This is a genomic window from Corynebacterium sp. HMSC072A02, from assembly GCF_001810085.1.
In the GTDB taxonomy this organism is placed as follows: domain Bacteria; phylum Actinomycetota; class Actinomycetes; order Mycobacteriales; family Mycobacteriaceae; genus Corynebacterium; species Corynebacterium hesseae.
Genome location: NZ_KV799812.1, coordinates 37,588 through 59,545, shown reverse-complemented (window position 1 = coordinate 59,545; position 21,958 = coordinate 37,588). Strand labels below are relative to the sequence as shown.

Sequence of the window (21,958 nt, the reverse complement as noted above, 5' to 3'; positions counted from 1 at the left end):
GAAGGAGACCTAGACGATGAGCACCCCGGAGTGGTGGAACCCGGAACGCGAGAACCTGACGTGGGAGGTCTTCGGTGAGGCCAGCCGCTACCTTTCGCAACAAATCGTGGATTCGGGCTGGTTCCCGGATCTCATCGTGGGCGTGGCCCGCGGAGGCCTGATCCCTGCAGGCGCTATTGGTTATGCTATCGGCGTCAAAGAAATGGGCGCTATCAATGTGGAGTTCTACACCGATATCGGTGAGACCCTGCCGGAGCCGATTCTCCTTAACCCGCAGCTGGATACGGATTCGCTCAAGGACAAGAAGGTCCTCGTCGTCGATGACGTAGCGGATTCCGGCAAGACCCTCGACCTCGTGGTCAACCTGCTCGAGCAGACCGCCTCCGAGGTCAAGTCCGCCGTCATCTACACCAAGCCGACCACCATTTTTGAGCCGGACTTCTCGTGGAAGAAGACCGACCAGTGGATCAACTTTGCCTGGTCGGTCCTGCCGGTCATCACCCGCGATGGTTCCTTCAAAGACGGCCACTAATGTCTGACCGTTCCGCCGGTTCTTTCCGCGCGGCCTTCAGCTCGCCCGCCCGCTTCCGCAAGGAGATGTTTGGCGGGCTTGCTGTTGCGCTGGCCCTCATCCCTGAAGTCTTAAGTTTCTCCATCCTCGCCGGGCTCGACCCCAAGGTGGGGCTCTTCGCCTCCGTCATCATGGCGATGTCCATCGCCATCACTGGCGGGCGCCCAGCCATGATCTCCGCCGCGGCGGGCTCTGTCGCCGTGGTCATCGCACCCCTGGCCCACGAGCATGGCCTGCAGTACGTGCTCCTGACCATCTGGATGGCGGGCATCCTGCAAGTAGTGATGGCAATGCTGGGCGTCGCCAAGCTCATGCGTTTCATCCCCCGCAGCGTCATGCTGGGTTTCGTCAACGCGCTGGGCATCCTCATGTTCACCGCGCAGCTGGGTCACCTGTGGCAGGTGCCGTGGCTGGTCTATCCTCTCGTTGCTCTGGGCCTCGTCATCATGGTGGTGTGGCCGCGAATCACCACGGTGATCCCCGCGCCCCTCGTGGCGATTGTGGTTGTCACCATGTTGACTGTGATTTTCGGCTGGGAGGTTCCCGACGTCGCGGATCAGGGCGAGCTGCCGACCTCCCTGCCCGGTTTCGTCATTCCAGACGTGCCGTTTAGCCGCGAGACCTTCCTCCTCTGCCTGCCTTATGCATTGGGCGTGGCACTCGTCGGACTCATGGAATCCCTGCTCACCGCCAAGCTTGTCGACGACCTCACGGATACCCACTCCGATAAAACGCGCGAATCCGTGGGCCAGGGCATCGGCAACATGCTCGCCGCTGCCATCGGCGGCATGGGCGTGTGCGCGATGATTGGCCAGACCATGATTAACGTCAAGGAATCGCAGGCACGCACGCGCTTGTCGACGTTCCTCGCCGGCGTCTTCCTCCTTATCCTCATCCTCGTGTTGGGGGACACCGTAGGGAAAATCCCCATGGCTGCTCTTGTGGCGGTCATGTTTATGGTGTCCTTCCACACCGTGGATTGGCGCTCGGTGCGCACGATTCACCGCATGCCTCTGAGCGAAACCCTCGTCATGCTGGTGACGGTGATTGGCACCTTGGCCACGAATAACCTGGCGGTCGGTGTGATCCTCGGTGTGCTCACTGCCTCGGTGGCCTTTGCACGCCGCGTCGCCCACCTCGTGTCGGTGGAGCTAGAGGGCAACGTCTACACTGTGCGCGGCCAGCTCTTCTTCGCCTCCTCGAACGATCTGGTCTACGCCTTCGATTACACCCTGCCGGTGGAGAAGGTCATCGTGGATTTCTCAGAGGCCGATATTTGGGATGCCTCAACCGTGGCGGTGCTCCAGGCTGTGGAAAGCAAGTACGCAAGCCGTGGAATAGCGGTGGAATTCCGGGGCCTTGATGGTGTTAGCCTCGCGCGTTACCAGCGGATCTCAGATTTGGGTTAGGTAAACCTACCAGAAAAAGTGTTATGACGTGCGAGTTTGCTTAAGATCACCTTGCTAGCGCGCCCGATTTTTTTCTGTATTGTGGGAACAACACACGAAAGGAATAACTCTTATGGATGAGAAACTGCAAACGCTCCTCAACGCCCAGGTCAATAATGAGCACGGCGCAGCCCTGATTTACACTCAGCTGGCCTACGAGATGGACAACCTGTCCTTCCCAGGCATGCGCGATTGGTTCTTCAAGCAGGCAGAGGAAGAGCGCGAGCACGCACAGAAGTTCGCCGAGCACCTGTTGGACCGCGGCTACCGCGTCGAGCTGGAGGATATCCAGGTCGGCTCCGTCAAGGCCGCCACCCCGCTCGATGCTTTTGAGGCATCCCTCGCGCATGAGCAGAAGGTCTCGGAGCAGATCCGAGAGATCGCCCGCACCGCAGATGCGGCTGGGGACCTGGATTCCCGTGGTCTCATCAACTGGTTCCTCGAGGAGCAGGTTGAGGAAGAGTCCTCCGTGTCTGAGATCATTGACCAGCTCAAGCTGGTGGGCAATGACGGTTCTGGCCTGCTGCGCGTCGATGGCTCGCTGGCGCAACGGTAACGAAGCCATATAGTTTGCGCGGATTCTCCCACGGCCCCCTGCGGTTGGTGGGAGAATTTTTTTATGACTACAACGCGCCTCATGCTCATCTGCGGTGCCCTTGCCGGGCTAGCGATTGCATTGGTCGGTGGCATGTGGCTGGCGGCAACCAACATGGCTCTGGGAACCTTTTTCTTCGCCCTCGCGGTGATGCTCGGCCCGTTTGCCGGGCTTGCCCTCTTATTGTGCGCCGCCGCGGCGGCGACGGCGCTGAGCCGCTCCCTGTTTAGCGTGGGCGGGCTATTCCTCGTGGGGGCAACCTCGACGCTGTTGGCACATGGCACACTATCGCTTCCGCTTTTCGTAGCGGGCACGCTGACTGGCGCTCTTGCGGTCTGGCTACACTGGGCGCATGGCCACTTTGCTCTTCGACCTCTACGGCGTGCTCATGCGGTCAGCTACGCCCGCCGGGAACGCTGAGCTGGAGGATTACCTCCGTCCCGACAATGTAGAGCACTTTTGGTCTCTTTATGAGGAGTTTCGCCCTGCATATGACGCTGGGCACCTGAGCGATGCGCAATATTGGGGCCGCATTCGCGCGCTGGCCGGTCTTGCTCCTTTTGATGTCAGCCACGCCATCGAATTGGACACCGAGCACCTGCTGGTAGCCGACGAAGAAATGGTTCGTGCGGTCCTAGGGTTTATTGGCCAGGGCCATAGTGTTGGCATCCTGGCGAATGTGCCGGCGGCATTGGGAACCAGGATCCGCCAGACGCAGCCCTGGCTGGAAGAATGCGCCGCCGTGACGCTGAGCTGCGATATAGGGGTGGCCAAGCCGGATCCGGAAGCCTACCTCGTGGCCGTGGATGCCCTCGGGGCCCAGGCCAAGGACACCCACTTCTTCGACGATCGGCCGGACTTCGTCGCCGGCGCCCAGCACCTTGGGCTCAAAGCCCACCTTTTTACGGGAATTACTTCAATCCCCTTTTAGGCAGCTTTGGCCTCGCGGCCGAGATCGAGCGGCACGCGCAGCAGCGGGTCCAGCGCCACAGCGCGGGTGCAGGCGCGGACAATCTCGGTGTGCGAGGGAATCATGCGCAGCTCCACCGGGTGGTCGGTGGCCTGGCGTACAGCGGAAGCAAAGAGCTTCGGCGCTGCCGGATCATCTGAGAAGGCTCCGCCGGCTACCACGAGGGTGTCCGGTTTATGCTCAGCCAAAAGCTCAGCGGCGGTGGCGCCGAGGGAGCGTGCGCGGTCGTCGAGAAGCGCTCGCGTCTCATCGTCAGCGTTCGCAACCACGTCTGGGAAAGACTCCTCACCTGTCACATCGAGCACCGCCTGCGTAGCGAGAGAGTCAGGGTCATCGATGTCGAGCTGCACGATCTCATCGCCGACTGTGAGCGCAGCACCGACGGAGTCATCCGCGTAGAGCACCATGACGGGCTTCTCCGCTCCCATCTCCGTCGACTGCGTCTCTGAGCCGAGGATCGCCGGGATGACGGAAGACACAACTACCGGAACGCCGAACTGATACTCCAGGCGGCTGGCGATGTCCATTTCGTCCCACCCCAGGTTGTGGGCGGTGATGCGCCCGGCCTCGTTGACGCTGCCGGAGGTGGTCACGCCGACTGACACCAAGCGGCGATCCAGGCCGGCCATGAGGCGATTAACGCCAGCGATGATGTGCTCGATGACGTCACTCGCGCTCAGGCGAGAAACCGGTGTAGCCACGTCTTCCTCGCGGAGCGTGCGTCCTTGCGTGTCAAAGAAGGCGATGTGGGTAAAGGCGGTACCGACGGCAATGCCGGCCAGCATCCAGTCATTATCCGCTACCTCCAAGGGCACTGTGGGGCGCCCGCGACCGCGGGACTGCGTCAAATCCGTGCGCTGGCGGATCAGTCCAGCACCCAAAAGCGCGGCGGTGGCGCGGGTGATTGTGGGCTGGGAGAGTCCCGTGGCTTCGACAAGCTCACTGCGGGTGACAACGGGGTTGAGTCGAATGATGTGGAGGCACTTCGCCGCTGGGGTGCGGGGGCGCGTGAACACGGGACCGGATTTAATCATGGCGTCAAGTATAAATTCACCAGACCGCATTGTCTAATAGAAATTAGGATTCAGTAGACATCATGGTCTAGAAATGCGCCTGCGATAGAGTGATACCCATGGATTCTGTTGCTGTGTACTGCGGCTCCGCCGCCGGAAACTCTGAGGCCTATAGCCAAGCCGCGCACCATTTGGGGGAGGAGCTCGCGCGCCGAAACCTCACCCTGGTCTATGGCGGTGGTGACGTAGGCCTGATGGGTATCGTTGCGGACTCCTGCCTTGCCGCCGGCGGAACCGTCATTGGAGTAATCCCGCGCCAGCTCGTCGATTACGAGCTTTCCCACCAGCGGGTAACCCAGCTCGAGGTGGTCGACACCATGGCCCAGCGCAAGACGCGCATGGAGGAGCTCGCCGATGCCTTCGTGTGCCTGCCGGGTGGCGTGGGGACCTTGGAGGAGCTCACCGAGGTCCTCACCTTGCAGCAGTTGGGGAACATCGATGGCCCGGTGGGACTCGTAGACGTGAACGGCTACTGGCAGCCGTTTACAAAAATGTACTCCGCAATGGTGCAGGAGGGGTTTGTTCAAAAACGCTTCCTCGATGCGCTCGTGGTCAATGCCGATCCAGCTGAAGTGCTGAACGAATTCGCATCCTGGGTGAGCCCGGGTAGCAAGTGGAGCAACAATTAGCTAACAACCTGGTAAATAAGGCGGCGCCGGGTTGGCCCAAAGCCCCAGATCTTCGTTAGACTTCGCCCTTATGAGTTTTGACCAGAACGCAGAGCGCCAGCCTTCGCTGCTGGACGCGTCGTGCGATAACTTCGTCCACGACCTCGCGCAGCTCACGCCCACCGATGCCACCGCGTGGGGAATCCCCGGCTTCGATGGGGAGCTGGAGGATTTCTCCCCGGAGTACTACTCCTCCGTGGCGGATCGCACCCGTGAGATGATGGCGGATCTCGATGCACTCGATGACACCACCGACGAATCCGACGATGACGACGATTTCGACGAGGTGGACTACGTCACCGCCGCCGTCTTGCGCGATCGCCTCTGCTTGGATCTTGACCTGCACCATGCTGGCGAAGACATCCGTTGCCTCAACAACATTGCCTCCCCGGTGCAGACCATCCGCGACACCCTCATGCTGATGCCGAAGGACACTCCGGAGCAGCTTGATGCATTGCGTTCGCGCCTGTCGAAGGTGTCGGCCTCCCTCAACGGCTACAAGGAGTCCCTCACCGAGGCGGCGTCGCGTGGCATGGTGGCGCCCCAACGCCAGATCTCGGAAGTATTCGTGCAGAGTGAGCGGCTTGCCGACGCCGGCTCCATGCTCGAGGACCTTGGTGTGGAGGGCCCCGAGGTGGACGCGGCCAAGGAAGCCTTCGGCGAATTCGCCGATTGGCTTTCCAACGAGCTGCAACCGCAGGCTCCGTCCCAGGACGCGGTGGGCCGGGAGCGCTACGAGCGCTTCTCCAGGCTTTTCGTCGGGGATGCCGTGGACCTCGATGAGGCTTATGAGTGGGGTCTGGATCAGGTGCGTTCCATCAAGGCGGAACAAGAAAAGATCGCCCACGAGCTCTATGGCTCCGACGTGACGGTCCGCGCCGCGATGCGCAAGCTCAACGAGGAGGAGCGCTACCAGCTCCACGGCACCGACGCGCTGGTGGAGTGGATGCAGTCCACCGCGGATCGCGTCATTAAGGACCTCGACGGAACCGCCTTCGATATCCCGGAGGCCGTTAAAGAAATCGAGTGCTGCATCGACCCGGCCGGCACCGGCGGTATCTTCTACACCTCGCCGTCGGATGACTTCTCCCGCCCCGGCCGCATGTGGTGGTCTGTGCCTGCTGGTCAGGAGCTTTTCCACACCTGGCAGGAGCTGACCACCGTCCACCATGAGGGCGCGCCGGGCCACCACCTGCAGATTGGTGCCGCGCTGACCCAGCCTGACCTCAACCTGTGGCGCCGCGCGGTGACCTGGAACTCTGGCCATGGTGAAGGCTGGGCTCTGTACGCTGAGGCACTCATGGCGGAGCTGGGTTACATGGATGACCCAGGTTTCCGCATGGGGCTTCTCGACGCCCAACGTTTCCGCGCCGCCCGCGTCGTGGTGGACATCGGACTCCACTTGGGTAAGCCTTTGCCGGATTGCAACACGTCCGGTGTCTGGGATAAGTCCCACGTCAAGACCTTTATGCGTGAGAACACCGCGATGGATGATGCCAACCTCTCCTTCGAGGTCACCCGCTACCTGGGTTGGCCGGGTCAGGCTCCGTCTTATGCCTTGGGCCAGCGCCTGTGGCAGCAAACCCGCGACGCTGCGGTGGAGCAGGGCATGGACGTACGCGATTTCCACTCCCAGGCATTGGCCCTAGGCTCTGTGCCGATGTCGATCCTGCGTGAGACAATTCTGGACTAAAACCCCAGGTCGCTTCTTAGACTCTTGGATTTATCCACACCTGACTCTTGGATTTATCCACTAGTGACTCTGTGATTTATCCACTTGTCGGGCTAACATGCGTGGTATGTACCTGCCCCGAATCGTTGATGCAGAAGTCGAGAGAGGGCTCCGTGTTGCGGGAGCCCTCTTCCTCAAAGGCCCCCGTGCAAGTGGGAAAACATCAACAGCACGCCAATTCGCAAAGTCCGTCATTCAACTTGACCGTGACTCCCCAGAAGCAAACCTTGCGCGCATGCAACCGGCTTTGGGGCTTCAAGGGGCGCGGCCGCGGCTTATTGATGAGTGGCAGGTTGTCCCTGCTATCTGGAATGAAGTGCGCCATGCAGTTGATGACTCACCGGAGAAAGGACAGTTTCTCCTTACAGGCTCCTCCACGCCCAATGACGATGCCACCAGGCATTCGGGCGCAGGCCGTATTCGTTCTATTCAATTGCGCACGTTGAGTTTGGCAGAGCGAGAACTTGCTGCTGAGCGGGTATCACTGGGCGCCATCATTGCTGGCAATCAAGATCCTACAGCTGGGACGGACGCCACCGTGGCGGATTATGCCCGCTGGATCGTTGCTGGTGGTTTTCCGGAATTCTTTGACCTTGATCCGCTCGACGCGCAGGAAGGGATGGAGTCCTACCTCACGGAGATGAGCGAGCACGACTACCCGGAGCTTGGCGGACCGCGCCGCGATCCGCGCCGCTTCCAGTCTTTCCTTCATGCCTATGCCGGACTAGTTGCCCAGCCGGCCACCGCTGCAGCGATTCGTAAACGCATAGGAGAACTCAGCAGCGCTACCTCGACACCAGCCGCAGAAACTGTGAACGTCATTCACGATTTTGCTACTCGCCTCTTCCTTATTGAGGATCAACCAGCTTGGTCACCGCGTACGAGGTCGAAGACTTCCATGGTCCAAATGCCTAAACGCCAGCTTGCCGATCCTGGTTTGGCTGCTGCTTTGTTGGGAACGGGTCCAGATAAACTGCTTGGAGATTTAGAGACATTAGGCATCCTCTTCGAGGCGCAACTTGTGCACGATCTGCGCGTCTATGCGCAGGCACTGCGTGCGCGCGGAGTATTCCACCTGAGGGATATGAAGGGGCGCGAAGAAATTGATGCAGTAGTGGAGCTTCGAGATGGTTCGTGGGTGGGATTTGAGGCGAAACTTTCGCACAACGAGGTCGATGCAGCGGCAGCACACCTTAAGCACGTAGCCGCTAAGCTTTCTTCGCCTCCAGCAGCGCTGATAGTTGTGATTCCCAGCGGTCCAGCTTTCCAACGTCCGGATGGGGTCTGGGTGGTACCACTAGCGGCGCTTGCGGAATAGCCCCAGAATCTGCGGCAGGTAGCCGGCGATGACCAGCACGATGATGAGTCGGATAATCTGCACGGCCACCACGGCGGGACCCGCCCCTCCTTCTGCGGACAGCGCGAGAACCGTCTCCAGCGCGCCGGGCGAGGTGGCGAGGTAAGCCTCAAAGTAGGTGATGTCCAGCCATGCGGTCAATGGCAGGGCGGTCAGCGCACACACGCCGATGACCACGACAATGAAGAGGATCGTCGCGGGTAGCTGCTTGGCGAAGGCCCGCAAGGCCGGCACGGAAAGCCCGCCACCGCAGACCCAGCCGATGGACATGAATGCCATGATCTTGAACACGTAGAGCGGCTCCAAGGTGTGGCCGGCTGGGATAACCTGCGCGACAAGCACCGTTAAGATAAGCGGACCTAGCACCGCAGCCGCAGGCAAACGCACGAGCTTGCCTAGCTTCTCACCAACCACGGCGATAGCGAGGGTCAGCAGCACAATCCACCACGTGACCTCGCCGTCAACGCTCATGTCGACGCCTTCGCCCGCAGGAGCATCTAACAAAGAAACCACCAAAGGGAGCGATACCGACACTGCCAGAAGGCGCAGATATTGCGTCAGCGCCACGTAGCGGTAGTCCGCACCCAGCTCGCTAGCCAGCGCGGGCATGAGCGAGGCTCCACCGGGCAGCATGGATAAAATGCCCGTCTCCCAGGAAATATCCTTCGGCTGTGAGCGGTGTAGCAGAACACCGCCGGCGACACCGATAAGCACGGTGATAAGGGACATCGTCACCGCAGCCGGCACAAAGCCAATCAGGGTGGAGGCAGGCACAAGAGTCAGCGGTATGCCCGCCATCATTCCGATGAAACCGCGAGCGACAGCATAGAAGCGATCGTTGACGGAAAGCTCCTTGCCCGTCGTCAGTGCCATGGCGCCGGAGACCACGATGGCGCCCAGAATCCAGGCGGCGGGCACGTGCAGGTAGCTGAATACTGCCCCGAGAGCCACAGATCCCGGGGCAACGATGGCCCACCTTGCACGCACAGACATGCAATCGAGTTTAATGATGGTCATGGGCTTTGGATTGAGTGGTTGGGCGATTCTCACTATTGGAGCTGCCGTGGCCGGATGGATCGACGCCGTTATTGGTGGCGGCGGCCTCGTCCTTATTCCCCTCATTCTGGCGGTTGCACCCCAGCTTGCTCCCGCCACCGCGCTGGCCACGAACAAGGTGGCGGCGGTATCTGGTACAGCGTCCGCGGCCATTACGCTCGTCAGGAAAGTCCGCCCGCCGAAGGGCGAGCTCATCCGTATGGGTCTTATCGCCCTCCTATGCTCCGGGCTCGGCGCTGCAGCAGCCGCACTCATGGACAAGGACGTCATGCGGCCGGTCATCATCGTGCTTATGGTGGCAGTCGGCCTCTTCGTGGCCTTTCGCCCAGACTTCGGCAGTGGCGAAGGAGACGGTATCCGCGGCGGCTGGCGCACGTGGGCCGGGTTAGCCGCCGTGGCGGCCATTGCCTTCTACGACGGCATCTTTGGCCCCGGCACCGGTATGTTCCTCATCATGGCCTTCACTGCCATCTTTTCCCAGAACTTCCTTACCTCTGCCGCGATGTCCAAGGTGGTCAACACGTGCACCAATGTCGGCGCGCTCGTGGTCTTCATCGTGGGCGGGCACGTGGTATGGGGCCTAGCACTTGTTCTCGCAGCGGCAAATATCATTGGTGCGCAGCTGGGCGCGCGAACAGTGCTCGGCGGCGGTGCGAAGCTCATCCGTTATGCGCTGCTCACTCTCGTCGTGGTGATGAGCGTGTACCTGGCCTGGCAGCAGTGGGGTTAAATCCTGTTCTTCGTCTTTGCGGTGGCCACCGCATTCCACGGGTCCTCGGGCCACGGGTGTTTGGGATAGCGCCCGCGCATGTCGGCGCGCACCCCGGCATAGGGCCCGGACCAGAAGCTGGCCAAGTCATCGGTCACAGCAAGCGGCCGCCCGGCGGGAGACAGTAGATGGAATTGCACGCGGTGGCCGCAGTATTCGGGGGACTCCGCTAAACCAAAACACTCCTGCAACTTGATGGAAACCACCGGGCGCTCGCCGGACCAATCAATCTTTGCATCACGCCCGGACGGCACCGGCAAACGCTCCGGCGCGAGCTCGTCCAAGCGGCTGGCTTCGGGCCACGGCAGCAATCGTTGCAGCGCCGGATACATGTCTGGGCGCCCGCCAATCGCCAACTCATGCAGCTCCGGATCCAGCCACTCAAGGTTGGCATTGTCGATATCTGGCCAGGGCTCTCCGTAGGCCCGATACAGATGCCGCAGACGTTCCCGCAGGTTCTGGGCCTTCTCGCTGAAGTGGAACAAGCTTAAGCCCTGTCCGGACCTGCGCAATGCCTCCACCGCCTCATCGCCGGTGACCTTTACTGGCGTCTCCGACAACACGATGGCACCTGCCGCACGCACGCGCACGCCGCGGACCTTGGAGCCGTCGAGAAACGCTCGCGTCTCCTCCGTGACGCCGACGATCTCGAGCGCATCCTTGTCCGCGATAGCCACTGCTTCACGAATGACGGCGTTACCGGATTGCGCCAACGACACCTCAGCCACCGCCAACCAGTCAGCTCCCTGTTCACCGTTGAGTAGCCGCGCGCGGGTACCGCTCGCTAACAAGTACTCCTTGTCACCCACGCGCTTAGCCACGAACTCTGGGAAAGCGGTAGCGACCACCACGCCTGGGTCCACCGGCCCGTTGTTGGGCACCAAGCGGGCAAGCCGCTTCGGGTCCGAATCATCCAGACGAGCAATCGTGCATGCTGCCCCCGCACCGTACTTCAACAGTGCCGCGCCCCATCGCGGGTGCACCGGCAAAAGCGCCAACTCTTCAGTGGCATGAAGCAGATCTAGGGTGCGGTGGGCGTCGGCAAGCGCAGCCTTCGGCGGTTGATCAAGTAACGGAAAGTCTGATCCCGCGCCCCAACAGTCCATGAACAGCGCCGCCTGCGTGAGGTCGGCGGAAAGGATTTCTGGAATCACGTGCGGAGAAAAGTGCTGGTAATCCTCCTGCGAATAGCAACGGACGACGGTACCCGGCGCCTCACGCCCGGCACGTCCGGCGCGTTGGTCGGCGCTGCTTTTCGACGTCGACACTGTCACCAACCCACTCATCCCGCGCTGCGCATCCCGCTTGGGAACGCGGGACAATCCAGCATCGATGACGGTGCGCACGCCCGGCACGGTCAGCGAGGACTCCGCAATAGACGTCGCCACCACGATGCGCTGTTCTCGCGTATACAGGGCCGCGTCCTGCTCCTGCGTGGTTTGGCGGCCGTGGAGCGGAAAAACGTTGTGGCCGCTCAATGCATCACACACCAGGTTGACCTCGCGCACGCCGGGAACAAAGACCAGCGTGGACTCGTGCTGCCGCGCGGCAACCTTGGCCACGCCTTTCCAAAACTCCCGATCGCCCGCGGCACGTCCCGGAATCGGTTCATAGGAAATGTCGAGCGGGTACGTCACTGCCTCAGTGGAATGGATCGGCGCCCCTCCCATGAGCTGGGAGAAGCGGGAGGCGTCGACAGTCGCGGACATGGCAATGACCCGGAAATCATCGCGGAGCTGCGCCAACTCCAAGCACATGCCCAGCACCAAATCGGTATCGAGCTGGCGTTCATGCACCTCGTCGATGGCTACGGCATCAACACCAGTGAGTTCCGGATCCCGCAACAGTCGGCGCAACAGCACGCCGGGGGTAACAAACTCGACGTCCTGACCTTTGCGGGAATCACCGCGCACCGCATAGCCGATGCGCTGGCCTGACAACTCTTGAAGGCGGTTTGCCGCCGCACGCACAGCTACTCGGCGCGGCGCGGTGACGAGAACCTTGCCCTCTACTTGGTTAGCCAGCGCCGGCGGAACGAGCGTGGTCTTACCCGTGCCGGGCGGGGCCTGGACGACGACGTGACCGGCGGACGGAAGCGAATCAATAGTCTCTAGGACGGGGAGTCCTTTGCCGATCGCCTTGAGATCAAACATCGAGATCTTGGCGCTCCCACCTATCTTCGTTGTCCTCCAGCTTGCGCACCACACGTCCCGGTGAGCCCAAGACCAGCGAGTTATCCGGGATATCCTTAGTCACCAGCGTGCCCGCTCCCACGACGCAGTTCTTGCCCACGGTCACGCCCGGCAACACAGTGACATTGGCGCCGAACCACGTGTTATCGCCGACGCTGATAGGCTTCGCAATCTCCCAACCGTTTGCTCGCATCTCATGATCGTTGACAGGATGCCCCACGGTAATAAGCGAGCAGTTCGGACCGATCATGACGTGATTTCCGAGGGTTACAGGCGCCTGCGCCAGGATCGTCGCACCAAAGTTGATGAAGACGCCCTTTCCGATGGTCACATTGCAGCCATACTCCAAGTTGAGCGGGACGTGCAGCCCGGGAACCTCGGACTCGGGCGAAAGCAGCTCTCGCAAGATCTCCTTCGCGCGCTCTGGGTTGGTGTTGTGCAGCTCATTGAGCTCCTTGACCAGCAGGAAGCCGCGTCGATGTTCGGCGCTGACCTCCTCGTTGACACCGGGCATGAACCACTGCCCGCTGGTCATGCGCTCAAAGGATCCTTCGTCTGGGTGATGCATGTCAGCCATCCTATTCCCTCGTCTTAGTCTCGAGTCAGAACATCGAGAGCGGCACGGTGAAGGAAAACCTTGGAGCGGCCTTGTTGGATTTCTTCGAGGATTCCTAAATCTACGAGATGTGCCAGCCACGCGCTGGCAGTTTGGCGTTTGACGAAGCCCATCTCTACCACGTCAGTAATGCGTACATAGGGCTTGATAAGAATGAGCTCGGCCATCTCGAGGGGATGGTTAATCACGCCCGCAGAACGTATTCGTTGCGCAGTGTTTTCCTGGATAGCCCGAAGCTGGGTAATCATCGAGGAGGCGTCGGCAGCCGCTGCGTGAACGCCGCGGATCATAAAGAGAAGCCAGTCTTGCCATGCTCCCTTGGCTGTAACAGCGTTGAGATAGCGATAGTAGTCTGCTTTGTTGTCGACGATATACCCGGACAGGTATAAAACCGGCAGCTCAAGAAGATCTTCTTGAATGAGGTAGAGGACGTTAAGGATTCGTCCAGTGCGCCCATTGCCATCGTAGAAAGGATGGATTGCTTCAAATTGATAGTGAAGCAGTGCCATCTTTACGAGGGAATCAACGTCGTGGCTGCAATATATATAGTCCTCCCACGCTGCGAGATGGCCCTCGATAATCTCCTTTCCTTCAGGTGGGGTGTAGAGCCGCTCCTTCGTTACAGGGTTACCGATAAATGTGCCCGGAAGTGAACGCACCTCGGCCTGAGTATCTAGAAGGGTGCTGCATACGATTTTTGCCGTCTTCTCGGATAGAGGTCGCTGCGATAGCGAGGAAAGTCCAGCGTGGAGCGCGGCGTTATAGCGAAGAGCCTCCTTGGTGGCAGGAGTCGGCTCAGCATCGACGTGCCACGCCGCACGGAAGAGCTCGTCATTAGTGGTGACGATGTTCTCAATCTCGGAGGAAGCACGAGCCTCACGCAGTGGAATCGTTGAGGTGATGATCTCCGGGTTGGGAATGAGCTGGCAGGCCGTACGCAGTTCAGCCAGTTTTTCCTTAGCATCGATGATGGCCTTAAGCACGGGAACGGTTTCCACCACTTCTGCTGGTGGGAGGGGCGGAAGCCCATTGTAGGGGGTGTCCGGGCTATAGGTTGGCATGGTAAAAGAATAGACATGTTGAGCGGATATGTCGATTTTTTCTAGAATTTTCGACATATCTGGGTGACTTGTCGATTGCGTCGACATATCGGCGTACCCTCAGACGTTGACGCGTTAACAAAATCATGAAAGGCATCCTTATGGCGAAAATCGGCATCATCCTCGGCTCTACCCGCGACGACCGCGCCGGGCTGGCCATCGCCCAGTGGGTCACCGACCTCGCTCAGGGCCGCGACGTGGACTACGAGCTCATTGACCTCAAGGCTTTCGATGTCCCGATCCTCACCACCTCCGTCATTCCTATGGCGGCAAACAAAAACTACGAGGACCCGAATGTGCAGGCCTGGTCCGATGCTATCGATTCCTGCGATGCCTTTATCTTCGTCACCCCGGAGTACAACCATTCCGTGCCGGGCGCGTTCAAGAACGCCGTCGATTCCCTCGGTGCCGAGTGGGTGGCCAAGCCGATTGCTTACGTGGGCTACAGCTTCAGCGGCGGCATCCGCGCGGTAGAGGCGTGGCGCCTTATCATGGCGAACTTCTCCATGCCGCAGCTGCGCACTCAGTTGGATATCTCGCTAAATACCGACATGAAGGATGGCACCTTCACCCCGGCTGATTTCAAGAGTGGAATCGTCGAAAACATCTGCGCCGAGCTGGAAGAAGCCCTATCCTAGGGCGCATGGAAAAAGTAGCAGTCGTTACAGGAGCGTCTTCGGGGATTGGGGAGGCGTCGGCAAGAGCGTTGGCGGCTGACGGCTGGCGTGTCGTCGTCGGCGCGCGGCGCGTGGAGCGCCTTGAGGCCCTCGCGAACGACATCGGCGGCGAGGCCTATGCCCTCGACGTCACTTCGGACGAATCCGTAGCCGAGTTCGTTTCCCACCTCGACCGCGTTGACCTGCTGGTCAACAACGCCGGTGGCGCTAAGGGCCTGGAGCCCCTCGTGGACACCACCATCGAGGATTGGCAGTGGATGTATGACGTCAACGTCCTTGGCACCGTTCGGATGATCCAGGCTCTCATGCCGAAGCTGCGGGGCGGGCTCATTATCAACATGGGATCCGTGGCCGGGTGGAACGTCTACGAGGGCGGTTCCGGTTACAACGCCGCCAAGCATGGCGTCCGCGTGATTTCTCGTGCACTGCGTATTGAAGAGCACGGCGTTCGCGTTACCGAACTTGACCCGGGCCGTGTAGCCACGGAGGAGTTTTCCCTCAATCGTTTTCGGGGTGACGCCAAACGTGCCGCACAAGTTTATGACGGCGAGCTCAACCTCACCGCAGAAGACATCGCTGAGGCAGTGCGTTGGGTGGCGTCCCTGCCGGAGCACGTCAACATTGACACCATGACTATTAAGCCGCGTACGCAAAGCTAATTTACCTGTTTCGCTGCAGGTGAGACGCCTCTTATAGTGGCATGTGTTAGTGAAAACGCATGTGAGTATGGGGGTGTTAGGTGGCTTTCAGCGCCATAGTGGCCTTGATGGGTGTGTGGTTCGCGGCGATGGCTTCGCCGGGGCCAGATGTGGTTCAGATTATTCGTTTGGGTGCGCGTTCCACGCGTGCAGCGGTGTGGGCCGCAATAGGTAGCACGACTGGCTTGATGATATGGACCGTTGCTTCGCTGGCGGGGCTTACCGCGCTGATTTCGGCCCATCCTGAAATCCTTGTGGCGCTGCAGATTGCCGGCGGTAGCTATCTGCTATGGATGGCATTTTCTGCAATAAGCAGCGGCATTAAAGAGCGTCGTGCTCCAGCAACCATGAATCCTCAACCGCGCGGGTTCACCCCGGACGGCATCATCAAACTCGGTACGGCGTACCGCATGGGCCTGGTCAGCGATCTTTCTAATCCCAAGGTGCTCATCTTCTTCGGCGCTATCTTCGCCAACTTCATCGATCCGGGCATGGGCTTGAGCGCGAATGCCACGGTTGGTTCTGTGCTGATTATTGAAAGCCTCATTATTTTTGTCGGCGTTGCGTTGTGCACCCGTGCGGTGGCGAAGTGGATGGCAAAGAACTCCGCCGGGGTAGATATCTTCAGCGGAGTCGTGTTTGCCCTGCTTGGCGTCATCATTCTGGCAGAGGGAATTCTTGCGCTTTGAGCTGGGTATGCTGGTCAACATGCTAGAAGTCTCAATTAAGGGAGAATCCATTAAGCTCGGCCAGTTCCTCAAACTGGCCTCCTTGGTCGCCACCGGGGGAGAGGCCAAAGAACTCATCGAGCAGGGTCAGGTCACCGTCAATGGGGAAGTGACGAAGCAGCGCGGAGCAACGCTGGCGCTTGGCGACGTCATCTGTGTCTCCGACACTTGCGCCCGCGTCGTCGAAGACGACGACGATTATTTTGATGAGGCTACCGCTGATGATGACTTCGACCCGGAGAAGTGGAGGAACCTTTAATGCCCGCTTTTGAAGCTGAAGTAGGAATGCCCTACTGGATTACTCTGGCCAGTTCTGATGTGAAAGCCTCCGAGAAGTTTTACTCGGCCGTGCTGGGCTGGGAATTCGAAGATGGCATCGCCCGCCTTCAAGGTCTGCCGATTGCAGAAATTGTTCCGGGCCAGGACACCTGGGCTACCTATTTCCTCTCCCGCGACTTGGAAGCCGATTGCGCCCGAGTAGAACAACTCGGCGGAAAAATCCTCGCTTTAGGTGCTCCGCTGGCGCTCGTACTCGACAAGTCCGGTGCCATGTTTGGCTTGACGCAGCCGGAGCTCGACCGCTTCGTCGCCGGCGGTGAGCCTGGCACCCCGGTGTGGCACGAGCTGACGGTCTCGGAGGATTTTCACTCAGCGCTGGACTTTTATGGTGAGCTCTTCGATTGGGAAATCCGTGGTGATGAGCATTATGCAGTTGCGGAGGAAGAAGGCGCTGCCTTCGCTGGGTTCTGGCATGCGGAAGGTTTGCCGAGTTTCTGGCAAACATACTTGGGTGTGCGGGACATCGACCAAGCAGCGAAGGCTGTTGTGGAGAATGGCGGGCAGGTTATCCGCGAGCCCCACGACTCACCATTCGGCCGATTGTGCCTGATTGAGGATTCCACGGGTGCGACGCTTACCTTGTGCGAGGTCGAGGATGCCCCCGAAGAACTCATCGAGCTCTAGGGTTGCGGAGGTCGTTCTCCGCATTCCGCCTGGCAACGTCTCCACCTACGGAGAGATCGCCAAAGTCGTAGGGGTCGGTGCGCGGTATGTGGGCTGGGTGATGTCGAAAAGCGCGGATCTGCCCTGGTGGCGGGTGGTCAACAGTACGGGCCGCGCCCATACCCCCGCCGCCCAAGCCCAGTGGGATGCCGAAGGTATTCCACACCGCGGCGACAGTGTGGTGCTCGCTGAATGCGGGCTGGATGCGGCGGACCTCAATTACCTCCTCTAAGCCGAGCACCAATGTGTTTCGTCGTTTTAAGCGACGAACCTAGTTATCTAGAAGGGGATTTCTTCATCTCCCTTGCCATAAGCGGTCTTCTTATTTGTGTTTGCTTGCTGTTCTTGGTCTAGCTCGGCTTTCAGCTCCTGAGCTTCCCGGTGCTTCCTAGCGCGGTAACCTTCAATATCTTGCGCAACGCTTCGCGCCCAGCGTTTGTTCTTTGGTGCTAGTGGCCCGGAAGGTTCCGTGATTGCCCAGGTTCCATCCTCAAAGAGCCAGACCACATCCCCGGTATCGGGGTCCAAAAAATAGAACGCCCGCCCATCGGTCTTCATGTTGTGGTGATGCTGGCACAACGCCACCATGTTGTCCGGATGCGTTGGCCCACCATCGGCATAGTTAATACGGTGGTCTAATTGACACAGCCACGCCGGCATTCCGCAGCCAGCTGCACGGCAGGTGCCATCGCGCCCTTCAACATATTTGCGAACCAACGTGGCTGGTCCGTAGCCATTAGTGGCTTTCGGCTTGGTGCTCAAGTCCCTTTTCGTTACGGCTTGTGCTGGGATATTCTCTACCTGCCAGCCGTGCCCTTCTACATACACTGGCGCGTCTTCGACATCACTCGCTTGATAAGTGTGGAGCACTACTCGGGCAGCTTCTGGTTCTACCTTTCCAGTCGTTAAAAGGATTAGTGCTTCTGCCATCGAGACTTCATGCTTTTCAGCAGCTGCCTTAATGGCCTCATGGATGATGATTCCAACGCTGCTATCCACCTCTAGTTCTATGGTGGCGCGTTGGTCGCGGGTGAGAATGGAATATCGATTCTTTGTGCGCTTATCCTCCACTGCGATGGAGTCATCATGGACCTTGACAAGGTCACGCATGCGGCGACGAATCTGCGACGTGGTGGGAAATACCTGATTTGGCTTCGTAGGCGTAAGCCAACGGGCCAACGCAGCGTCAATGGCGGCTACTACCTCAGTGGAAGGTTGGCCGAGTTTAGCCATGACCTGGTCGATGGCAATCAAAGCGGGTAAGTCCAGCAAAAAATCTGCATCTTGCAGGGCCTTGAGCTGGGGTAGCTCTTTCAGGCGGTAAATCCCCATGATTATGCGAGCAACCGTCCCGGCCGCCTTGCCGGTCTTTAGCCCAAGGCGCATGCACGCTGTATCTGAGTCCTCGTCCAAGGCGGGAAGGACGCTAGACCAAAACTCGTAGTCTGCTTGGCGTATGGCTTTACCTTTCATGCAGACCGGGTCGTTCGGATTGGAATGAGAGAAATAGAAAACAACGGCTTCTGTAGTGGAAGACAATTCAACCCCCTCTTTCGTTAGAGATATTGAGAAGGACCGAACCCCCACTGTCCGAATCCCTTTTCGAAAAATGAGTTTATTCTGTACCGTTTGGAAAGTCTATACCCTGGCGGAAAGTTGTGATTAGAGAGGTGAATGTGCCTACTGATATTGCATTTACCCAGCCTTCCGCCGCTTTGAGCTTCGTTGGGAGGGGCTTGTTGGGTAAGAAGCTAATAAAATTACTGTTCGAACCCTAGCGTGGGGAAGGGTGCGCGCTGAATCCCTTGGGCAGCGGCGCTTATGTACCAATCAAGCCTGTTGAAGCTGTGGCTTGAGTTAATCTATGAAAGTGCTTAAACTCCGCTCCCTTATTGCTGGTCTTGCGCTAGCGACCGTCGCTGCGCCATCCGCCCAGGCCCTGACGTTTGATCCTGGAAAGGTTCCGCCACGCACTCAAATGACCGTGCGCTATGCCGACGGAAACTCGGTTTCCACTGGAAATGGCCACGAGTCTCGTCCTGCGCTATCCCTCGCGAAGCTGTACCTAGGAATGTGGGTCCTGAAATATGGCGCGCCGGAGGATAAAGCGCGGGTGGAAAACATGGTTCGCTTCTCTGAGGATGGCACCGCTAGCGATCTGGAGCGGAAGTATCCGCAGGCCATACCTTCCATCATCGGGGAATATCGCTTGGGGGAGACCCATCACAACGGTTACTGGGGCAATACCACGACGTCGACGGAGGATCTCGCTCGCTTTATTGGGGTGATATCTGGTGACCCAGTTGCTGCACCGCTCATGAAAGGTATGGCGACGGCAGCGCCTACGGCATCCGACGGATATCGTCAGGACTTCGGCACCGCGCGGATTCCGGGCATTATCGGAACGAAATTTGGGTGGTCGGATGACCGGCAGGTGCATGCGAGCGCTTCTTTCGGTCCTGGATATAGTGTGGCGGCAAATACCTATGGATCTCCCGCGGATCTCACCGCAGATGTGCTCGGCGCGGTGGAGGTACAGCCGCAAGCGCCGAGCTTGCCGACGCCCCCTCAGGACCTGCGCGATAGGGCGTGTGCGGAGCTGAAGCGCGCTGTGCCTAGTTCATCGCACGTGTGCTGATTGGCCACGGGTTTAGCTAAGTTTTACCTTTGCGGAAACTGAGAAATTAATATATTCTCGGCTACCAAATAAGCGGTTACTAACCCGAAAGGTATTTCCCTATGCGTAAGGCCCTGTCCATCGCGGCCATTGCTGTTGTTGCTTTGACCGTTGCCCCGTCGGCTTCGGCGAAGAGCGACCAAACTCGTTCGCTCATTTCCCCTGGCACCTGCACCTCCATCACCAAGTTGGCAAACGAAGGAAAGCCGGTTCCGGATCCGTCGATTCTGCACGATGCTGATTCCGTTCCTTCCTACTTCAAGAGCGGCGTGCTCAAGTACAAGGTGGCGGATAACTTCCCCTACCGCGAGCAGCTCGATGCCGCGGTAGCTGAGTGGAACGATGCTCTCGACGGTAAGGCTTCTCTGAAGGAAGTAGCGCCGTCCGAGGCCGATGATGACACCATCGCCATCATCTATAAGCCGGAGCCGAATGGTTACGTCCAGGGTACGGCCTACCCGGACCACGGGATGCTCTTCATCAAGGCGGCCACCGCTCAATACCCAGAGGCGCTTCAGGGAACCATCGCTCACGAGCTCGGCCACATGATGGGAGCGGGCCACTCCTGCGCCCACGCCCTCATGGCCGGTGCAAACCAGAACCCCATTTCCTATCATGTGACCCCGCTTGACGCCGTGGCTGTCCTGCAGGGGCAGTTTGACTAATTCAGCGCAGGCTGGCTGAGCCGGGCGAGTGCGAGTAGGTATCGTCCGCCTTGGCTAGGCGGTGGGCGCGAAGCCCCAGGGTGATGACGATGGGGTAGAGAATGAGCGCGACCACGATGTACTGCGTGACCAGCTGCCATGTCTCATCCCACATGTAGTTCCACGCGAAGTGGAGACAGAAGGAAACAAAAAGCGCGCCCACGCCCACTCCGAGGCGCCACCACCACGTTTTGTGGGCGGCGTAAATGGCCCAGCCGATGCCAAAGCCTGCGATGGCCGTCAGTGACATGTGTAGGCCTGGGCCCGCCACAAGGCGGAGCCCCCACATCTGCAGCATGCCAATCCAATCAGACGTCGGGTGCATGACGGCGCCGAGAGAAGCGTAGAGGACGTTTTCAAAGACCTCGAAACCCCAGCCCACAAGCGCGCCGACGATGAAACCATGCCAAGGGCGGTTGAGCTGGCGGAAACTGAGTAACACAAAAACCACGCCCAGCGCCTTGGCGAACTCCTCCGGATAAGCTCCGGACCATGACATCATGGATTCTTCCCATCCCACGCCCTTGGTGAGGGAGCTGAACGGAAGTGCTGATAGGAGCGCCAAAGACACCGCGGTGCCGGCTCCCCACAGCACGCTGGCTGTGGCCCATCCCTTGGCAGGTCGCGCCCACATCGGGCTGAGGTGCCACAGATACAGCCCCAGCGCCAAGAAAGCAAAGCCGATCAGCAGGCTTATTAGGCCCGGCAGCGGGGCAACGAGGAAAGCACCTAACAGGTTGATCAGAGCTGCAGGCAGGCAGATACCAATGATGACCCACAGCGCCACGCGGAAGATCTTGCTCACTTGAAGGCCTCCATAAACTGATCGGCGATTTCTTCTGGGTTTCCGTCTGAAAAGACGAGCTCGTAGTTGAGATCGTCCTTGGCCACGCTAAAGGCAACGACCGGGATGTATGTATACGTTCGCAGTACGAGGATGCCGTCTTGGTTTTCTACTTCTTCTTTCGGCATCGACCCGAAGGTCGTGGCGCGCACAGCTCGGCGCAGGGCCAGCTCGTCATCGTCGACATCAGAGGTGAGGTAGGCCTCGACCAAGGTATCGCCGCAATCCCACGCCTGGTTGGCCACGGAATCGTAGTTCACGCTGCATTCGACGCCGTCGATAGGCTGACGCCACTCAGGATCGTCGAGGACAACAGGCTCGGTTTCAGGATCGTGGTCCGGCAGCGCCAAGCTGAGGACGGCGGGCGTGCCGAGCACGAGGAGGGTCACCCCAAGCACAGCGAAAAACGGCCCCGTCATCTTCGCTGGCGGGAAACGATAAGAAGTCATGCACACCACACTAACGGGTACATCTGACATAG

The 21,958-nt window shown here is 59.4% G+C and carries 25 protein-coding genes; 17 read left to right on the top strand and 8 right to left on the bottom strand.

The window, feature by feature from the left end:
- Positions 1 to 16 precede the first annotated feature (16 nt).
- From HMPREF2698_RS01755 to HMPREF2698_RS01735, 5 genes are all read left to right on the top strand, one after another.
- A complete protein-coding gene (locus HMPREF2698_RS01755; protein WP_070520361.1) occupies positions 17 to 532 on the top strand; it encodes a phosphoribosyltransferase in 516 nt (171 codons plus the stop codon).
- Entirely contained in the window at positions 532 to 1,980 is a 1,449-nt protein-coding gene (locus HMPREF2698_RS01750) for a SulP family inorganic anion transporter (protein ID WP_070520358.1), read from the top strand. The genes HMPREF2698_RS01755 and HMPREF2698_RS01750 overlap by 1 nt, the downstream gene beginning before the upstream one ends.
- A 112-nt stretch (positions 1,981 to 2,092) precedes the next feature.
- Positions 2,093 to 2,575 carry a ferritin gene (locus tag HMPREF2698_RS01745; RefSeq protein ID WP_070520355.1) on the top strand — a complete coding sequence of 161 codons (483 nt, stop codon included), beginning with the start codon at positions 2,093 to 2,095 and terminating at the stop codon, positions 2,573 to 2,575.
- Between the two features lie 63 nt (positions 2,576 to 2,638).
- Positions 2,639 to 3,034, top strand: coding sequence for a hypothetical protein (locus tag HMPREF2698_RS01740; protein ID WP_070520352.1), 396 nt, complete (start codon positions 2,639 to 2,641; stop codon positions 3,032 to 3,034).
- Positions 2,967 to 3,545: an HAD-IA family hydrolase gene (locus tag HMPREF2698_RS01735; RefSeq protein WP_070520350.1), complete on the top strand. Its 579-nt coding sequence runs from the start codon at positions 2,967 to 2,969 to the stop codon at positions 3,543 to 3,545. The genes HMPREF2698_RS01740 and HMPREF2698_RS01735 overlap by 68 nt, the downstream gene beginning before the upstream one ends.
- On the opposite strand, the gene HMPREF2698_RS01730 is transcribed toward HMPREF2698_RS01735, so the two are convergent.
- Positions 3,542 to 4,618, bottom strand: a complete 1,077-nt coding sequence (locus HMPREF2698_RS01730; protein ID WP_070561685.1) for an ROK family protein — start codon at positions 4,616 to 4,618, stop codon at positions 3,542 to 3,544. The genes HMPREF2698_RS01735 and HMPREF2698_RS01730 overlap by 4 nt on opposite strands.
- A 98-nt stretch (positions 4,619 to 4,716) precedes the next feature.
- On the opposite strand from HMPREF2698_RS01730, the gene HMPREF2698_RS01725 reads away from it, so the two are divergent.
- The 3 genes from HMPREF2698_RS01725 to HMPREF2698_RS01715 all read left to right on the top strand — a co-directional run bounded on the left by HMPREF2698_RS01725 (position 4,717) and on the right by HMPREF2698_RS01715 (position 8,375).
- A complete protein-coding gene (locus HMPREF2698_RS01725) occupies positions 4,717 to 5,286 on the top strand; it encodes an LOG family protein (protein WP_010188269.1) in 570 nt (189 codons plus the stop codon).
- A gap of 70 nt (positions 5,287 to 5,356) precedes the next feature.
- Positions 5,357 to 7,018: a DUF885 domain-containing protein gene (locus tag HMPREF2698_RS01720; protein ID WP_070561683.1), complete on the top strand. Its 1,662-nt coding sequence runs from the start codon at positions 5,357 to 5,359 to the stop codon at positions 7,016 to 7,018.
- A 106-nt stretch (positions 7,019 to 7,124) separates the two neighbouring features.
- Positions 7,125 to 8,375 carry an ATP-binding protein gene (locus tag HMPREF2698_RS01715; RefSeq protein ID WP_070561681.1) on the top strand — a complete coding sequence of 417 codons (1,251 nt, stop codon included), beginning with the start codon at positions 7,125 to 7,127 and terminating at the stop codon, positions 8,373 to 8,375.
- Here HMPREF2698_RS01715 and HMPREF2698_RS01710 read toward each other — a convergent pair.
- Positions 8,355 to 9,407, bottom strand: coding sequence for an AbrB family transcriptional regulator (locus HMPREF2698_RS01710; protein WP_369815737.1), 1,053 nt, complete (start codon positions 9,405 to 9,407; stop codon positions 8,355 to 8,357). The genes HMPREF2698_RS01715 and HMPREF2698_RS01710 overlap by 21 nt on opposite strands.
- A gap of 16 nt (positions 9,408 to 9,423) precedes the next feature.
- On the opposite strand from HMPREF2698_RS01710, the gene HMPREF2698_RS01705 reads away from it, so the two are divergent.
- Positions 9,424 to 10,200: a TSUP family transporter gene (locus HMPREF2698_RS01705; RefSeq protein ID WP_369815739.1), complete on the top strand. Its 777-nt coding sequence runs from the start codon at positions 9,424 to 9,426 to the stop codon at positions 10,198 to 10,200.
- Here HMPREF2698_RS01705 and HMPREF2698_RS01700 read toward each other — a convergent pair.
- Genes HMPREF2698_RS01700 through HMPREF2698_RS01690 form a run of 3 tightly spaced genes read right to left on the bottom strand, consistent with a single transcriptional unit; the run spans position 10,197 to position 14,165 of the window.
- Positions 10,197 to 12,392 carry an ATP-dependent RNA helicase gene (locus HMPREF2698_RS01700; protein ID WP_070520329.1) on the bottom strand — a complete coding sequence of 732 codons (2,196 nt, stop codon included), beginning with the start codon at positions 12,390 to 12,392 and terminating at the stop codon, positions 10,197 to 10,199. The genes HMPREF2698_RS01705 and HMPREF2698_RS01700 overlap by 4 nt on opposite strands.
- Positions 12,385 to 12,999 carry a sugar O-acetyltransferase gene (locus HMPREF2698_RS01695; RefSeq protein ID WP_232755543.1) on the bottom strand — a complete coding sequence of 205 codons (615 nt, stop codon included), beginning with the start codon at positions 12,997 to 12,999 and terminating at the stop codon, positions 12,385 to 12,387. Before HMPREF2698_RS01695 ends, HMPREF2698_RS01700 begins: the two co-directional genes overlap by 8 nt.
- A 23-nt stretch (positions 13,000 to 13,022) precedes the next feature.
- Positions 13,023 to 14,165 (bottom strand): Fic family protein, encoded by a 1,143-nt coding sequence (locus tag HMPREF2698_RS01690; protein WP_070520323.1) that lies wholly within the window; start codon positions 14,163 to 14,165, stop codon positions 13,023 to 13,025.
- Between the two features lie 83 nt (positions 14,166 to 14,248).
- On the opposite strand from HMPREF2698_RS01690, the gene HMPREF2698_RS01685 reads away from it, so the two are divergent.
- From HMPREF2698_RS01685 to HMPREF2698_RS01660, 6 genes are all read left to right on the top strand, one after another.
- A complete protein-coding gene (locus tag HMPREF2698_RS01685; RefSeq protein WP_070520320.1) occupies positions 14,249 to 14,785 on the top strand; it encodes an NADPH-dependent FMN reductase in 537 nt (178 codons plus the stop codon).
- 5 nt (positions 14,786 to 14,790) lie between these two features.
- Positions 14,791 to 15,483 carry an SDR family oxidoreductase gene (locus tag HMPREF2698_RS01680; RefSeq protein WP_070520317.1) on the top strand — a complete coding sequence of 231 codons (693 nt, stop codon included), beginning with the start codon at positions 14,791 to 14,793 and terminating at the stop codon, positions 15,481 to 15,483.
- A gap of 80 nt (positions 15,484 to 15,563) precedes the next feature.
- Entirely contained in the window at positions 15,564 to 16,211 is a 648-nt protein-coding gene (locus HMPREF2698_RS01675; protein WP_070708104.1) for a LysE family translocator, read from the top strand.
- A 19-nt stretch (positions 16,212 to 16,230) separates the two neighbouring features.
- Positions 16,231 to 16,509, top strand: a complete 279-nt coding sequence (locus tag HMPREF2698_RS01670) for an RNA-binding S4 domain-containing protein (protein ID WP_046648682.1) — start codon at positions 16,231 to 16,233, stop codon at positions 16,507 to 16,509.
- Positions 16,509 to 17,213 (top strand): VOC family protein, encoded by a 705-nt coding sequence (locus HMPREF2698_RS01665; protein ID WP_070561679.1) that lies wholly within the window; start codon positions 16,509 to 16,511, stop codon positions 17,211 to 17,213. Before HMPREF2698_RS01670 ends, HMPREF2698_RS01665 begins: the two co-directional genes overlap by 1 nt.
- On the top strand, positions 17,185 to 17,484 hold the full coding sequence (locus tag HMPREF2698_RS01660) for an MGMT family protein (protein WP_070561677.1): 300 nt from the start codon (positions 17,185 to 17,187) through the stop codon (positions 17,482 to 17,484). Before HMPREF2698_RS01665 ends, HMPREF2698_RS01660 begins: the two co-directional genes overlap by 29 nt.
- 47 nt (positions 17,485 to 17,531) lie before the next feature.
- On the opposite strand, the gene HMPREF2698_RS01655 is transcribed toward HMPREF2698_RS01660, so the two are convergent.
- A complete protein-coding gene (locus HMPREF2698_RS01655) occupies positions 17,532 to 18,791 on the bottom strand; it encodes an HNH endonuclease signature motif containing protein (protein ID WP_070520413.1) in 1,260 nt (419 codons plus the stop codon).
- Between the two features lie 325 nt (positions 18,792 to 19,116).
- Here HMPREF2698_RS01655 and HMPREF2698_RS01650 point away from each other — a divergent pair, with 325 nt between their 5' ends.
- Both HMPREF2698_RS01650 and HMPREF2698_RS01645 read left to right on the top strand, forming a co-directional pair.
- A complete protein-coding gene (locus HMPREF2698_RS01650) occupies positions 19,117 to 19,890 on the top strand; it encodes a hypothetical protein (RefSeq protein ID WP_083303761.1) in 774 nt (257 codons plus the stop codon).
- Between the two features lie 101 nt (positions 19,891 to 19,991).
- A complete protein-coding gene (locus HMPREF2698_RS01645) occupies positions 19,992 to 20,594 on the top strand; it encodes a zinc metalloprotease (RefSeq protein WP_070520298.1) in 603 nt (200 codons plus the stop codon).
- A gap of 1 nt (position 20,595) precedes the next feature.
- Here the strand turns inward: HMPREF2698_RS01645 and HMPREF2698_RS01640 are convergent, their stop codons facing one another.
- Together HMPREF2698_RS01640 and HMPREF2698_RS01635 are read right to left on the bottom strand one after the other, a co-directional pair.
- Positions 20,596 to 21,438: a PrsW family intramembrane metalloprotease gene (locus HMPREF2698_RS01640; RefSeq protein ID WP_070520294.1), complete on the bottom strand. Its 843-nt coding sequence runs from the start codon at positions 21,436 to 21,438 to the stop codon at positions 20,596 to 20,598.
- Positions 21,435 to 21,926, bottom strand: a complete 492-nt coding sequence (locus tag HMPREF2698_RS01635) for a hypothetical protein (protein WP_070520291.1) — start codon at positions 21,924 to 21,926, stop codon at positions 21,435 to 21,437. Before HMPREF2698_RS01635 ends, HMPREF2698_RS01640 begins: the two co-directional genes overlap by 4 nt.
- Positions 21,927 to 21,958 lie beyond the last annotated feature (32 nt).